The 13910-nt window shown below is 36.7% G+C and carries 13 protein-coding genes; 4 read left to right on the top strand and 9 right to left on the bottom strand.

From position 1 onward, the window contains the following. Positions 1-46: 46 nt before the first annotated feature. Positions 47-364 (bottom strand): DUF3276 family protein, encoded by a 318-nt coding sequence (locus tag ESB04_RS00455; protein WP_129025143.1) that lies wholly within the window; start codon positions 362-364, stop codon positions 47-49. A gap of 176 nt (positions 365-540) precedes the next feature. On the opposite strand from ESB04_RS00455, the gene ESB04_RS00450 reads away from it, so the two are divergent. Both ESB04_RS00450 and ESB04_RS00445 read left to right on the top strand, forming a co-directional pair. Then, positions 541-1137 (top strand): septal ring lytic transglycosylase RlpA family protein, encoded by a 597-nt coding sequence (locus tag ESB04_RS00450; RefSeq protein ID WP_129025141.1) that lies wholly within the window; start codon positions 541-543, stop codon positions 1135-1137. Next, on the top strand, positions 1106-1990 hold the full coding sequence (locus ESB04_RS00445) for a DUF58 domain-containing protein (RefSeq protein ID WP_129025139.1): 885 nt from the start codon (positions 1106-1108) through the stop codon (positions 1988-1990). Before ESB04_RS00450 ends, ESB04_RS00445 begins: the two co-directional genes overlap by 32 nt. Here the strand turns inward: ESB04_RS00445 and ESB04_RS00440 are convergent. Further along, positions 1983-3434, bottom strand: coding sequence for a redoxin domain-containing protein (locus ESB04_RS00440; protein ID WP_164969553.1), 1452 nt, complete (start codon positions 3432-3434; stop codon positions 1983-1985). The genes ESB04_RS00445 and ESB04_RS00440 overlap by 8 nt on opposite strands. A gap of 142 nt (positions 3435-3576) precedes the next feature. Here ESB04_RS00440 and ESB04_RS00435 point away from each other — a divergent pair, with 142 nt between their 5' ends. Beyond that, positions 3577-4251 carry a YdcF family protein gene (locus ESB04_RS00435; protein ID WP_164969552.1) on the top strand — a complete coding sequence of 225 codons (675 nt, stop codon included), beginning with the start codon at positions 3577-3579 and terminating at the stop codon, positions 4249-4251. Here ESB04_RS00435 and pfkA read toward each other — a convergent pair. Next, positions 4248-5222 (bottom strand): 6-phosphofructokinase, encoded by a 975-nt coding sequence (gene pfkA, locus ESB04_RS00430; protein ID WP_129025133.1) that lies wholly within the window; start codon positions 5220-5222, stop codon positions 4248-4250. The two genes, ESB04_RS00435 and pfkA, sit on opposite strands and share 4 nt — an antisense overlap. Positions 5223-5399: 177 nt before the next feature. Between pfkA and ESB04_RS00425 the strand changes: the two genes are divergently transcribed. Beyond that, complete coding sequence (locus ESB04_RS00425; protein WP_129025131.1) at positions 5400-6470, top strand: M42 family metallopeptidase; 1071 nt, start codon at positions 5400-5402, stop codon at positions 6468-6470. 67 nt (positions 6471-6537) lie between these two features. Here the strand turns inward: ESB04_RS00425 and ESB04_RS00420 are convergent, their stop codons facing one another. The 6 genes from ESB04_RS00420 to leuC are packed head-to-tail and all read right to left on the bottom strand — an operon-like array spanning position 6538 to position 13863. Further along, positions 6538-8682: a S9 family peptidase gene (locus tag ESB04_RS00420; RefSeq protein WP_164969551.1), complete on the bottom strand. Its 2145-nt coding sequence runs from the start codon at positions 8680-8682 to the stop codon at positions 6538-6540. 10 nt (positions 8683-8692) lie between these two features. Continuing rightward, on the bottom strand, positions 8693-9190 hold the full coding sequence (locus ESB04_RS00415) for a YdcF family protein (RefSeq protein ID WP_129025127.1): 498 nt from the start codon (positions 9188-9190) through the stop codon (positions 8693-8695). A 46-nt stretch (positions 9191-9236) separates the two neighbouring features. Continuing rightward, entirely contained in the window at positions 9237-10310 is a 1074-nt protein-coding gene (leuB, locus tag ESB04_RS00410; protein ID WP_129025125.1) for a 3-isopropylmalate dehydrogenase, read from the bottom strand. A gap of 18 nt (positions 10311-10328) precedes the next feature. Beyond that, the gene (locus tag ESB04_RS00405; protein WP_129025123.1) at positions 10329-11822 is read right to left on the bottom strand and encodes an alpha-isopropylmalate synthase regulatory domain-containing protein; all 1494 of its coding nucleotides are present in this window, start codon (positions 11820-11822) and stop codon (positions 10329-10331) included. 25 nt (positions 11823-11847) lie between these two features. After that, positions 11848-12438: a 3-isopropylmalate dehydratase small subunit gene (gene leuD, locus ESB04_RS00400; protein ID WP_129025121.1), complete on the bottom strand. Its 591-nt coding sequence runs from the start codon at positions 12436-12438 to the stop codon at positions 11848-11850. A gap of 21 nt (positions 12439-12459) precedes the next feature. Beyond that, complete coding sequence (gene leuC, locus ESB04_RS00395; protein ID WP_129025119.1) at positions 12460-13863, bottom strand: 3-isopropylmalate dehydratase large subunit; 1404 nt, start codon at positions 13861-13863, stop codon at positions 12460-12462. Between the last annotated feature and the right edge of the window lie 47 nt (positions 13864-13910).

Here is a 13910-nt window from a genome sequence, read left to right as displayed (position 1 = left end):
AAGCCCCTGCTGTGGCAGAGGCTTTTCACAAAATATTGATCTTTTTTTATTCCCACTTCAAATCAGATCCTCCAAATTCATCCTCATCGCGGTTAAACTGAGAAAAATCTACATCAGGCATTAATTCAGTCTTCACATGATCTACTGCCTCTTTCAATCCATCCATAAATTTGTCAAAATCCTCTTTATAAAGGAACATTTTATGCTTTTCATACACAAAGCCATCCTCTTTCTGGTGACGGCGGCTTTCAGTTATGGTAATGTAATAATCTTGTGAACGAGTTGATTTAACATCAAAAAAATAAGTTCTTTTACCAGCACGAATTCTCTTTGAAAACAATTCTTCTCTATCTCTTTCTTCCACTTGAAATAAGTATTTAAGTTGTACAATGCGTAAATCTACTATTTATTCTTATTCACTCAAAAATTTAAATAGAAATTTCATGGTAAAAATTATGCTATTTTTGCACAAAAGATAGAATAACTTAAATTATAAGCATAAAAATTAAACAATAAGCAGGTTATTTGATAAGTTGCAGCATGACTTCGATCCGGATCATACTTTTCCTTCTTTTCTATTACTCGACATTTCAAGCCGTTTCACAAAACCTTGGAGATGAAAGTTATGGGATAGCATCTTACTATTCGCGAAGTTTTTACAACAAAAAAACTGCAAATTCTGAGGTCTTAAAACGTAAAGAATTTACTGCGGCACATAGGGTTTACCCATTCAATACCTTAGTGGAAGTCACTAACCTTCAAAATAAAAAATCTGTTATTGTTCGTATTAATGACCGAGGCCCCTACAAATCTGGAAGAATAATTGATTTGACTGAAATTAGTGCAAAGCAATTGAATATTCGAAAAGTAGGACTAACTAAAGTCAGATTAAAAATCATTGGTTTTGAAAATGAACAAATGCTAATTCCTTATCAATATTTAGAAATGGAAACTAGCCCAAAGTTTAGCACCAAATACTATCAAAAAACACGTTTAAAATACAATAAAAAATACCGCCTAAAAAGACATATCAGACATCGCTCCTACCTGAAAAAAGGAAGAAAAAAAGGAAGTAAAGTCAGACAAAATCAAATGAATTCAAAAAATGCTAAAAAAAGTAGCCGAGGAACAAAGTAGCAACCGTCTGGCCATTTTGGCGGAAGAAATAAGTCATGAACTATTTCATGGAAAGCATCGGAGTATTTTCCATGGCTACTCCTCTGAATTTAAAGAATACAAAGCTTACGAAACAGGTGACAATTTAAAGCTTGTCGATTGGAAATTATATGGTAGAACGGATAAACTATTTACCAAACATTTTCATGATGAATCCAATCTAAGTGCATTCTTTTTTATCGATCTATCTTCTTCCATGTATTTCCCCAGCGAAAGCAAGGAGAAAATTCAAAAGTCAATTCAAATTGTGGCTGTTTTATGCAAAATATTCCATAAGCAAAGAGATAAATTTGGCTTATTAGGCATTTCAGATGATGTCATTTGGGAGAGTCCACTTTCCAATTCTAAATCTCACCTTCAAGCTACTTATCATCAGTTAGAAACACTTTTGGGTAGGTCATCCATCGATGAAAGAAGTGAATTACCTAGTGCGCTAGCCTCTAAAATCCTGTCTATTGGGCAACGGAAAATGATCTTTGTGGTCAGCGACCTGTTATTTGATAACGCCAGCTACGATTTGTTTTTGAAAAGCTTAAGTGAAATTAAAGCCAACAAAAACACCATCAAAATCCTTCACATTTGGGATCAAAGTGAACATGCCATTGAAAATGATCCCAATAAAATAATGCAGTGGAAAGATATTGAGACAAATCAAGTGATATCGCTCCACTCAGAAGAATGGAATCAATTACAAATCAAGCAAAAAACACAATTTTTGGAGCAAAGAATCAATCCTTTACTTAATAAAGGATTTAAATATTACTCATTATGTGCCAATGAAAGCTTATATGAGCTGATTCGACAAATTATTTAATACCCAATTCCTTTTGACGGTTCTCATAAAAAGAAATAAAATCCTGAATCTTATCAGTAGGAATCTTCTTACCAATAATGCGCTTATTTTTATCTAAAATGTAAATGATCGGGGTTGAATAAATATCAAATTTCTTTATAAAATCTGTGTAATATTCATCTTTCCCTGTCTTAGGATTGGGATGAATATCGATTCCGTTATAGACTGATTCCATTTTAAATTCCTTAATAAAATCAGTCCACTGTTTTTTATTCCTAGCTATGGAAGTAGCTAAGACAGAAATATTTTTTGATTTAAAATAATCTACTTGGGCCATCAATTTAGGTGTTTCCTCTCTACAATGACTACACTCTGGATCATAAAAAAAAACGATAGTATACTCTCCAGGAATACTTGAAGTAGTTACTCTTTTACCAGAAGCATCCGTTAAAAACAGCTCTGGTAATCTTTTACCAATCAATAAAGGTTTTAGAACATTAATACGATCTCTCATTTGTCGGACAGTCACAGTATCCCATAAGGCAGGTTCACCCACGTAATATTTCTCGCCCATGTGGGCAAAAGCCGCATCAGTTCCCACAATATTACTTGTTTCATAGGTGCTGGAAATTTTATAAATCACATAGCGCCTAACCTCCGAATTTTTAATTTTAGTTAACAGCAAATCAGCATCTTTTATAATAGAATCAGGTTGCTGCACCACTAAATCTTCAAAATATTTATCCAATTTTCTTTGTAAAAAAGGAGTTCGAATAAATCGAGCATCATTTAAATCTAAATTGTCAAAATAATGCTTTTTAAAATAAGAGAACTGATACTGATACAGTTCGGTGCTGTCTTTAGCACTACTAACTTTTTTCTTGAAGGGAGGAATTTCTGGCTCAAAAGTTGCCTTTACAAGCTTTGAAACAAATAATTGTTTATTTTTCTCAAACCAAGTTTGCTGATATTGTAAAATTTCTTTTCGAAGGGTGGCTATTTGATTGACATCCTTTTTAGCCAATTCTATATTTCTTAATTCAGAATAACGCTTTCCCATTTCCTTTTGAAAAGCAAAAAAAGCCTCATTCTCTACTGAATTTTGAAATTTCATATGATTAATAGGATCCAAAGTATCCGTCTCAAAAGAAAATTGGGTATTCCCAATAATGATATCTAGGTATTTATTTTTTAAGAAGGAGATCAAATATAGTCCTTGGGGTAAATTCTCTTTTCCTTTAAAAACAAAATTACCTTGTGTATCTGCTAGTGCAGTGTCTTTAATAACTTGTTGAGTAGAACCAAAATAATGAGCTAAATATATATCGGAATTACTGACACCATTGATCTTACCCTTAATTAAAAAACCTTGATTAGATGAATTGAGCGTAGAAGACTTTTTAACTTGAGCATGGGAGATAAAACTACTCAGGAGTACCAGCGATGCCAAAAAAAATACTTTCATATAATTAATTAATTTTACAGCTAACGAATTTAAAATTACAATGTTTTTCATACTATCTAAAATATTAGACCTCATACTTTCTCCAATAGTTTGGATAATTACTCCCCTCCTATTTTCACTCAGATCTAAACAAGTAAAGAGTATGAAAAAAGGGATAGGAATATCCATTTTGATCTTTTTTTTACTGACTAATAGCTTCATTTGTAACTCGCTTTTGAAACTTTGGGAAATTGATGCTCCAGACATTCCTATTGGCAAAAAATATACCTGGGGGATTGTGCTAACAGGAGGCATGGTCAAAAATGCTGATTTGCATCCCAATCGAATAGCGATGGGGCAAACCTCCGACCGAATGTTACAAACCTTCCATTTGTACCAACAGGGAGCTATCAAAAAAATATTAATCACTGGTGGAAGTACGAGTATTCCCAATTTGATAGTTGATGATAGTAATGAATCTGCTAATGTTAAAAGGCAATTAGTAGCTATGGGAGTGCCTTCCAAAAACATTTTTGTAGAAAACAAGGCAAAAAACACTTATCAAAATGCATTATATAGTGCACAAAAACTTAAAAATTACATAGATAAGGATTCTGTGGTTTTAATTACCTCCGCCAATCACCTGCGCAGGGCTATTTTATGTTTTGAAAAACAAGGATTTAAAGTAAGGCCCTACAGTGCCGACATACAAAAAAAGGATACTCCTATGAGTACCCTCCATTTTATAAAACCTAATGAGCAATGCTTGGATATTATATTCAAACTAAACCGTGAATGGGTAGGAATAGTGGTATATAAATTACAAGGCTATCTCTAAGTAGACAAAATCTCCACCATTCGAATCAAATCCTCGGACACTGGTTTCTTCTTAGTAATGGTATCATGGAAAGGTGTATAAACTAATTGATTGTTAACTACACCCGCCATGACATTTTTCTCTCCTCTTAGTAAACCTTCCAAAGCACCTAAGCCTAATCTACTGGCTAAGATACGATCGGCGGCTGTGGGAACACCTCCACGCTGAATATGTCCTAGGGTTGTCACCCGAATATCTAATTCAATTTTGGTAATGTCTTTGATTTTCTGAGCCACTTTTTGTGCATTACCTTCTTCATCACCTTCTGCTACAATGACAATAGACGATGATTTTGCTTTAGAGAAACCTTTCTGTAAGGTCTCCATCACTTCACTCACGGGAGTAAGATTTTCTGGAATCATCACAGCTTCTGCTCCTCCAGCAATAGCGCATTGAATTGCTATATAACCTGAGTCACGACCCATCACTTCAATAAAAAAAACACGATCGTGTGAATCGGCCGTATCGCGTATCTTATCGATGGCATCCAAAGCCGTATTTACTGCCGTATCGTAACCAATCGTATAATCTGTACCATATAAATCATTATCAATAGTCCCTGGAGCCCCCACACAAGGTATCTTAAACTCATTGTAGAAGATTTCAGCACCCGTAAAAGTACCATTTCCTCCAATAGCCACTAAGCCTTCAATCCCTCTGGATTGTAATTGATCGTAGGCTTTTTTACGTCCTTCGGTAGTTAAAAACTCCTTAGAACGGGCAGATTTCAAAATGGTTCCTCCTCTTTGAATGATATTGCTAACAGATTGGGAATTCAAAGGAATAATATCGCCATTGATCATTCCATTGTACCCTCTTACGATTCCAAAAACTTCTACTCCATGATATGCTGCCCCACGAACGATGGCACGAATACATGAATTCATTCCTGGTGCATCTCCGCCTGATGTATATACTGCTATTTTCTTCATCAAATGTTGTTTTACAAATAAAATGATAAAAACTATCCTAACTAGAATAAATTTTCACTAATAACTACAAATTTAAGCTTTAAAATGGCTCTCCAAAACTCTTAAATTTATTTTTTCGATAAAATTCAAATATAAATAAGCCTTAGTAAATTGCGCATTCAATAAAACATATCCCTTATGTCACATAAATCCAATGACTTTTTATACGAATATTTAAATAATGCATCCCCTACCGGCTTTGAGATGTCTGGTCAAAAAATATGGTTAGATTACCTAAAACCCTATTTGGACGAGAAAATCATTGATGTTTACGGAACAGCCGTTGCGGTGATTAACCCAGGGAATCCATATTCCGTGGTTATTGAAGCACATGCTGATGAGATTTCTTGGTTTGTCAACTACATTGATGAAAATGGTTACCTCTTTTTACGTAGAAATGGTGGTTCAGACGCCTTAATTGCCCCATCTATGCGAGCCAACATCCATACCAAAGATCAAGTAATTAAGGGTATTTTTGGATGGCCAGCTATTCACGTTCGTGATACAACCAAAGATAAAACCCCTACCGTAAGTGATATTTTTATCGATTGTGGAGCATCGAACAAAAAAGAGGTAGAGGAAATGGGAATTCATGTAGGTACCGTGGTGACTTTTGAAGATGGCCTTATGGAACTAAATGACAAATATCTAGTAGGCCGTGCCTTAGATAACCGAATTGGTGGCTATATGATTGCGCAAGTAGCCAAGCGTCTCAAAGAAAACAAAGTCGAATTACCTTACACTTTGTATGTAGTCAATGCTGTGCAGGAAGAAATTGGGTTACGCGGAGCAGAAATGATTGTTAAGCGCCTTAAACCTGATTTGGCCATTATTACTGATGTTACGCATGATACGCAATCGCCAATGTATAACAAAAAAACTCAAGGTGATATGGCATGTGGCAAAGGCCCTGTGATTTGTTACGGACCCGCTGTTCAAAATAATGTGCGTGATTTCATCATTGAAACAGCTCAGGAAAACAAAATAGAATTCCAAAGACAAGCTGTATCTAGATCAACAGGAACTGATACTGATTCTTTTGCCTATGCTACTGAAGGTGTTGCATCCGCATTGATTTCTTTACCGCTAAAATACATGCATACTACGGTCGAAATGATTGCCAAATCAGACATGGAGGCAGTTATTGACCTTATTTATGCTTGCTTACTAAAAGTGAAAGGCAACGAAGATTTTAGATATTTTTCGTAAAAATATATCAATAAGAAAGTAGAGTTAATCCAACATTAACTCTACTTTCTTCATTTTATATTCTACATTATTTGATATATCTCTGAAAGAACTCGTAAGTTCTCAACATCTGGTCCAATCGTTGTCGATTGTTACCTGAACGGGTGATTTCATGGTTTGCGCCTGGATGACGAACATACTCTACATCTTTACCCATGACTTTTAAGCTTTTAAAAAGCATTTCAGACTGAATAACTCCTGTTCTGAGGTCTTGTTCCCCATGGAAAATAATGAGGGGTGTTTTAATATTTTGCACATAAGTCAAAGGAGATTCTTTATCCAAAATCATTCTTGCTGGCTTTTCCCAAGGATAGCCTCCGAAATAATTAGGAACTAATCTCCAAGCATTTCCCTCACCAAAAAAGGTAGACAATTCATATACTCCCCTCTGTGAACAAGCTACTTTGAAACGATTCGTATGGCCTAACATATATGTCACCAAATAACCCGCGTAGGAGCCTCCAGTTACTGCCAATTTAGTGGTATCAGCCCAACCTTCTCCTATAGCCAAATCCAAGGATTGTATCACGTCCGACATAGGACCTTGTCCCCAATCCTTTACATTAGCAGCCATAAATTCAGTACCATACCCTCCACTACCTCTAGGATTAGAATAAACAACTCCATATCCTTTTGCCGCAAAATACTGAAACTCATGCCACATGCTAGCTTCACCCGTTCCCCACATAGCTGTAGGTCCCCCATGAATTTCTAGTAATAATGGATATTTTTTGGCGGGATCAAAATCAGCAGGCTTCATGACCCAATAATCCACATTCATACCCTTCTTGTTTTTAAAGCTATGCTTGGTTGCCAAACTAAGCACCTTAGATTGAAGCCAAATAGCATTCCCCTGTGTCAATGCTCTCGGATTAGGCTCGGTCGTAGTAAAATAGTATAGTTCAGAAGGATTGGAAATTTTTGTCATGGCACAGATAAATTGTTGGTTCAATTGATCAAATCCCAAAACACCCTCCTCGTGAGAGCTTAACTTTCTTAATTTATTTAAATTGATATCAAATTCATACAAAGGAACCCCACCTTGATCTTGAGCTGTAAAGTATAATTTGCTTGCGTCTTTTGCCCAAGACCACTGAGTGATTACACGATCCAAAGGAATCACTTTCTGGTAAGAAGCACCAGGATTTAAAGCTAGTATTTTGGCAACAGGGTTAGCTACAGCACCCACTTTGGATTCAAAAAAGGCTAAAAATTTACCATCTGGAGAAACAGATAGATTGGAATATCGATATCCAGGCTTTTCCACCAATGTTTTAAAGGTATTATTCTTAACATCAAAAAACGAAATGATATTCTCTAAAACCCGATTAGGATGCTTTACGGTATCAGATGGTATAGTTACTAGGTAGCTTTGCCCAGAAACATGTTCTTTCATCTCTTCAATTCTCCGAAAAGGATTAATTAATAATTCAGGTTTGGCATTTTCTAAGATTTTAATCTTAAAATATGCATTCATTTTTAGGTCACTCGTAGTAAAATTTTCTTCCTGAAAATTTAATTGATTGATGACTTTAGCTTTTTTCTCACGCTCATTTTGAAATAAATAAGCCCTAATCTCCTCCAAATTACCATCGGGATTTGCCTTTGCTTTCAGCTTAATATCACTCCATTGTAAACCAGGCTTTTCATAGTTCCACGATGGTATTTGACCCGTACGATTGTATAAAGTATCGCTTAAAAACTCCCTGGGAGAAATAGAAGATGTAAAATGTAGACTGGAACCATCCTTAGACCACTCAGGAGAACTTGCACCATAAGGTAAGTGAGAAATAGGATATGCCTCACCACCCTGAACGGGCAATATGAATACCTGTGGTTTATCTCCAACCTGACGAACAAAACTGATATATTTTCCATCAGGACTCCAAGAGGCTGATGAAACCGACAATTTTCCTGAGGTCAAGGCTCTAGTCTCCTTATTACTCAAATCACCCAAATACAAATTTGTGAGATAAATATACTCCCCCTTTCTTTCCGAATCCTCTATGATGGATTGCTGTAGGTAAAGGTACTGTTTACCGTCAGGTGAAAATTGAGGTTGTAATATTGTCTTAATTTTCAATAAATCAGTTAGTTCAATTTTGGAACTATTTTGAGCATTAGTAACCGTAAAACAGGTTAAACCAATAAGGAGGAAAACTATTTTTTTCATATCCATAAAACTAATAATACAAACCATTGTTTTTTATCTGGGCAATGGCTTTTTGTTCATGTGCCATCAAAGATGCCAATTCAGGTAAGTCAGCCACATGTTCCACCCCAAAATACTCTCTATCCCAAGAAGATAAAATTATATCAAAAATAAGTTTTACCCTTTCCAAATGATAATTTGATGTAATAATTTGAAGCGTAGCCACCGCATAATTCTGTAAAATAGCCAGGCTTTTAGTGGCATCTTCCACCGTATTGGCAGACAAGGCTAAAGGCAAAAAATAGTCATCATTAACTCCTAGTTGAAGCAATTTGTTCTTGAGCAATTCAGCGTGTGGCCAAGGACTCAAATTAAAATGATTTCCAAAACCACCTGTGCATAAAATTGGCTTTGGTTCTTGTTCAAATAAATGAAAACAATAATTAACCCGATCTAAGGCTATTTGACCAAGCTGACCATTCGGTGTATTGGGTGAGCCTAAAACAATAAGCAATTTGGGTATGTACATAAAAAAAGGGTCCACAAGGGACCCAAATTTATCTAATATTTAATGACTATAATAATTTAAGTATCTCTTCACCGATAGCATCAGTACCTAAAATCATAGAAGGATCCGTATCTGCATTGGCGATATCTCGAGTACGATATCCCTTTTTCAAGACCTGATCTACGGCGGAAATAACTGCTTCAGATTCTTCTTTCAATCCAAAAGAAATATCTAACAATAAAGCAGCGGATAAAACCGAGGCCATCGGATTAGCTAATCCTTTACCTGTGATGTCGTGGGCAGAACCATGTATCGGCTCATAAACCCCTGTTCCATCACCGATCGATGCGGATGCAAGCATACCCATAGATCCTGCGATTTGCGATGCTTCATCAGTTAAAATATCTCCGAATAAATTTGCCGTAACAACCACATCAAATCGAGTTGGCTCTTTGATTAAAATCATGGCCGTGGCATCCACAAACTGGTATTCTACCTCTACATCTGGATATTCTAAGGCTAACTTTTGAATTTCTTCTCGCCAAAGACGAGATGATTCCAACACATTGGCCTTGTCTACAGATACTAATTTTTTACGACGCGTTCTAGCAGCATCAAATGCTTTACGACCGATGCGTTGAACTTCGTAACGACTATATTCGGCTACATCATAAGCAGTATCCCCATTATTTTTGCGACCCTTTTCTCCAAAATAAATATCACCTGTTAATTCACGAAAGAATAAAATATCCGCTCCTTTTAAAATCTCAGGCTTGATACTGGAGGCTCCTAGTAATTCATCAAATAACTTGATAGGGCGTAAATTGGCATATAAACCCAATTCCTTACGCATTTTCAATAAACCCTGCTCTGGACGAACCTTAGCTGATGGATCATTATCATATTTGGGATGTCCAACCGCACCAAACAATACCGCATCCGAATTTTTCATTTTTTCCAAAGACTCAGCAGGAAGTGGATCCCCTGTTGCCTCGATCGCTACGTGACCAATTAATGCTTCATCATAAGTAAATTCATGATTAAATCTAGCCGCAATCTTGTCTAAAACCTTCTTACCTACAGCGGTAACTTCTTGTCCAATTCCATCTCCTGGAACAATTAATATATGCTTCTTAGCCATTTTTATGTTTGTATTTTACTAAATCAAATTCAACATTTTTTGAGTTGCCTTTATGGCAGAAACCGTCTGATCGCAATCTAATCCCCTGGTAATCAATTCTCTACCTTGGTGAGACCAAGTAATGATGGTTTCACAAAGAGCATCAGAATCACCCCCTGGAGGAATTCTTACCGCATAATCTTGTAATTGAGCTAATTCCTTACCATTCTTTTTAAAGATAATTTCTAAAGCATTAACAAAGGCGTCGTATTGACCATCTCCTTGGGCATGTTCTTCATATATTTTGCCATCTATGGAAATCTTCAAAGTCACCGAAGGTCGTAATTCTTTGGAATGCGTCAGCACATAATTTAACACTTGTACCCTTTCTTCTGTCGTTGGACTATCCAATACATCGGAAATGATATAGGGCAAATCATTAGGCGTTACTACTTCCTTACGATCCCCTAATTCAATAATTCTTTGGGTTACCTTTTTTAAATCTTCATCCGACAAATGAATGCCTAATTGGGCCAAATTATTTTCAATATTGGCTTTCCCACTGGTTTTGCCTAATGCATATTTTCGTTCACGACCAAAACGCTCAGGCATCAAATCATTGTGGTATAAATTATTTTTTTTGTCTCCATCTGCATGAATTCCAGCCGTTTGCGTAAACACATTTTCACCCACGACCGGCTTATTGGCTGGAATTCTAAATCCAGAAAAAGATTCTACTAATTTACTGACTGAATAAAGCGTCTTCTCGTCGACAGACACTTCCACATCTTTCTGATAATCATTTAGAACCGCAATGACACTAGCTAAAGGTGCATTTCCAGCTCTCTCTCCCATTCCATTTACCGTTAAATGCAATCCATGCACACCATTTCTAACAGCTTCTAATGCATTAGCAGTACCCAAATCATAATCATTGTGCGCATGAAAATCAAAATGAAAAGATGGATAACGTGCAACCAACTCGGAAATAAAAGCAGCAACTTCGGAAGGAATCAAAACACCTAAAGTATCAGGTAACAAAACACGATCCACAGGTAATTGACTCAAAAAATCTAAATAAGAGATCACGTATTCCTTGGAATTACGCATACCATTTGACCAATCTTCCAAGTAAACATTTACCTTTAAGCCTTTAGAAAGGGCTAATTCAATGGTCGCTTTTACCTCAGCAAAATGCTGTTCGGGAGTCTTTTTTAATTGAAATGTTAAATGGTTCAAAGAACCTTTAGTCAAAAGATTCATCACTTTAGCACCAGCATCCAACATCCAATTCACGGAAGTTCCCCCATCCACAAAAGTCAACACCTCCACCTGGTCTAAATAACCATTTTTTGATGCCCAATCCGTAATTTTCTTAACTGCCTGGAATTCACCTTCAGACACGCGCGCAGAAGCAATCTCAATTCGGTCAACCTTTAACTCGGTTAAAAGCAATTGAGCAATAGTTAATTTTTCACTAGCCGAAAAGGATACCCCACTGGTCTGTTCACCATCACGAAGGGTGGTATCCATGATTTCAATATGTCGTCTCAAGGAATTAACGATTGGAAGCAAATGATACGATTTCGTCCTTCATAGCTTGTAGGTAATCTATGTCGTCGAAACCATTTAATAAATTATGTTTTTTATACCCATTGATCTCAAAACTCTCTGAAGCTCCGGTTGACAGTATAGTTATACGCTGCTCAGGAAGATTGACTTCTAATTCCGTTTGGGGATCTTTCTCGATGGCTTCGAAAATTTGATGCAAAAATTCAGGACTCACTTGAACAGGTAAAATACCTACGTTGATGGCATTACCACGGAAAATATCCGCAAAAAATGAAGAAACAACGCAACGAAAACCATAATCATAAATAGCCCAAGCGGCGTGCTCACGACTACTACCTGATCCAAAATTCTTACCACCCACTAAAATTTTTCCTTGATAGGAAGGATTATTTAACACAAAGTCAGACTTAGGCTGATCATTTTTATCAAATCTCCAATCTCTAAACAAATTATCCCCAAAGCCTTTACGCTCAGTTGCTTTCAAAAAACGAGCTGGAATGATTTGGTCTGTATCCACATTTTCAATAGGTAATGGAACAGCAGAACTTCTTAATACACTAAAACTATCGTAAGCCATAATGGTCTAATTTTAAACAACTTATAAAAATTCTCTTGGATCAGTTACTACTCCAGTTACAGCAGCAGCTGCAGCTACCAAAGGACTAGCCAATAAAGTTCTAGCACCTGGACCCTGACGCCCCTCGAAATTACGATTCGAAGTACTTACTGCATATTTACCAGCAGGAATTTTATCATCATTCATGGCCAAACATGCTGAACAGCCAGGTTGACGAAGCTCAAAACCTGCTTCGGTTAAAATATCATAGATTCCTTCGTCTTTGATTTGTTTCTCTACAATATGTGAACCTGGAACTACCCATGCGGTAACATGATCCGCCTTCTTACGCCCTTTCACAATGGAAGCAAAAGCCCTAAAATCTTCGATACGTCCATTTGTACATGACCCTATAAAGACATAATCCACTTTCTTGCCAATCATGGCATCATTTTCAGTGAAACCCATATAATCCAAGGATTTCTCGTAAGTGGCAACACCACCTTCAACTTCAGAAGCCGTTGGAATATGCTTGGAAATACCGATACCCATACCTGGGTTAGTACCATAGGTAATCATGGGCTCAATATCAGCCGCGTCAAAATTCACTACCTGATCAAAAACTGCACCCTCATCCGTTTTTAAGGTTTTCCAATAAGCTAATTGCTTATCCCAATCTGCACCTTTAGGTGCCAATTCACGACCTTGGATGTAATCAAAAGTTGTTTGGTCTGGTGCGATCATACCCCCACGAGCTCCCATCTCAATGGAAAGATTACATACGGTCATTCTACCCTCCATGGTCATGTTTCTAAAAACATCACCTGCATACTCCACAAAATAACCCGTGGCACCCGAAGTAGTTAATTTAGAGATAATATATAATGCTACATCTTTGGGTGTAACTCCTTTACCTAATTGACCATTCACGTTAATGACCATTTTTTTAGGTTTAGACTGCATAATGCACTGTGAAGAAAGCACCATTTCTACTTCTGAAGTACCAATTCCAAAGGCTATAGCTCCAAATGCACCATGAGTAGAAGTATGGGAATCACCACATACAATGGTCATGCCTGGTAAAGTAATACCATTTTCAGGTCCTACCACGTGAACGATTCCATTTTTTGGATTACCTAATCCCCAATGAGAAATACCATATTTAGCGGTGTTTTTCTCTAACTGCAACAATTGGTTGGCGGATAATGGATCCTCCACTGGTAAGTGCTGATTAATCGTTGGGGTATTGTGGTCTGCAGTAGCGAATGTTCTTTCAGGAAACAACACACCTATACCACGTGTCTCTAAACCTAAAAACGCCACTGGACTCGTTACCTCATGAATGAAGTGACGGTCTATAAAAAAAACATCTGGACCATCTTCGATCTTTCGAACGACGTGGGAGTCCCAAACTTTATCAAAAAGGGTGCTGGGAGTATTGCTCATTATTCTAATAATTAATTATTTACCTAAATCAAGCTACAAAAATGCTA

The organism is Aquirufa rosea, from assembly GCF_004118285.1.
In the GTDB taxonomy this organism is placed as follows: domain Bacteria; phylum Bacteroidota; class Bacteroidia; order Cytophagales; family Spirosomataceae; genus Aquirufa; species Aquirufa rosea.
This window is presented reverse-complemented; position numbering and strand designations above follow the sequence as displayed.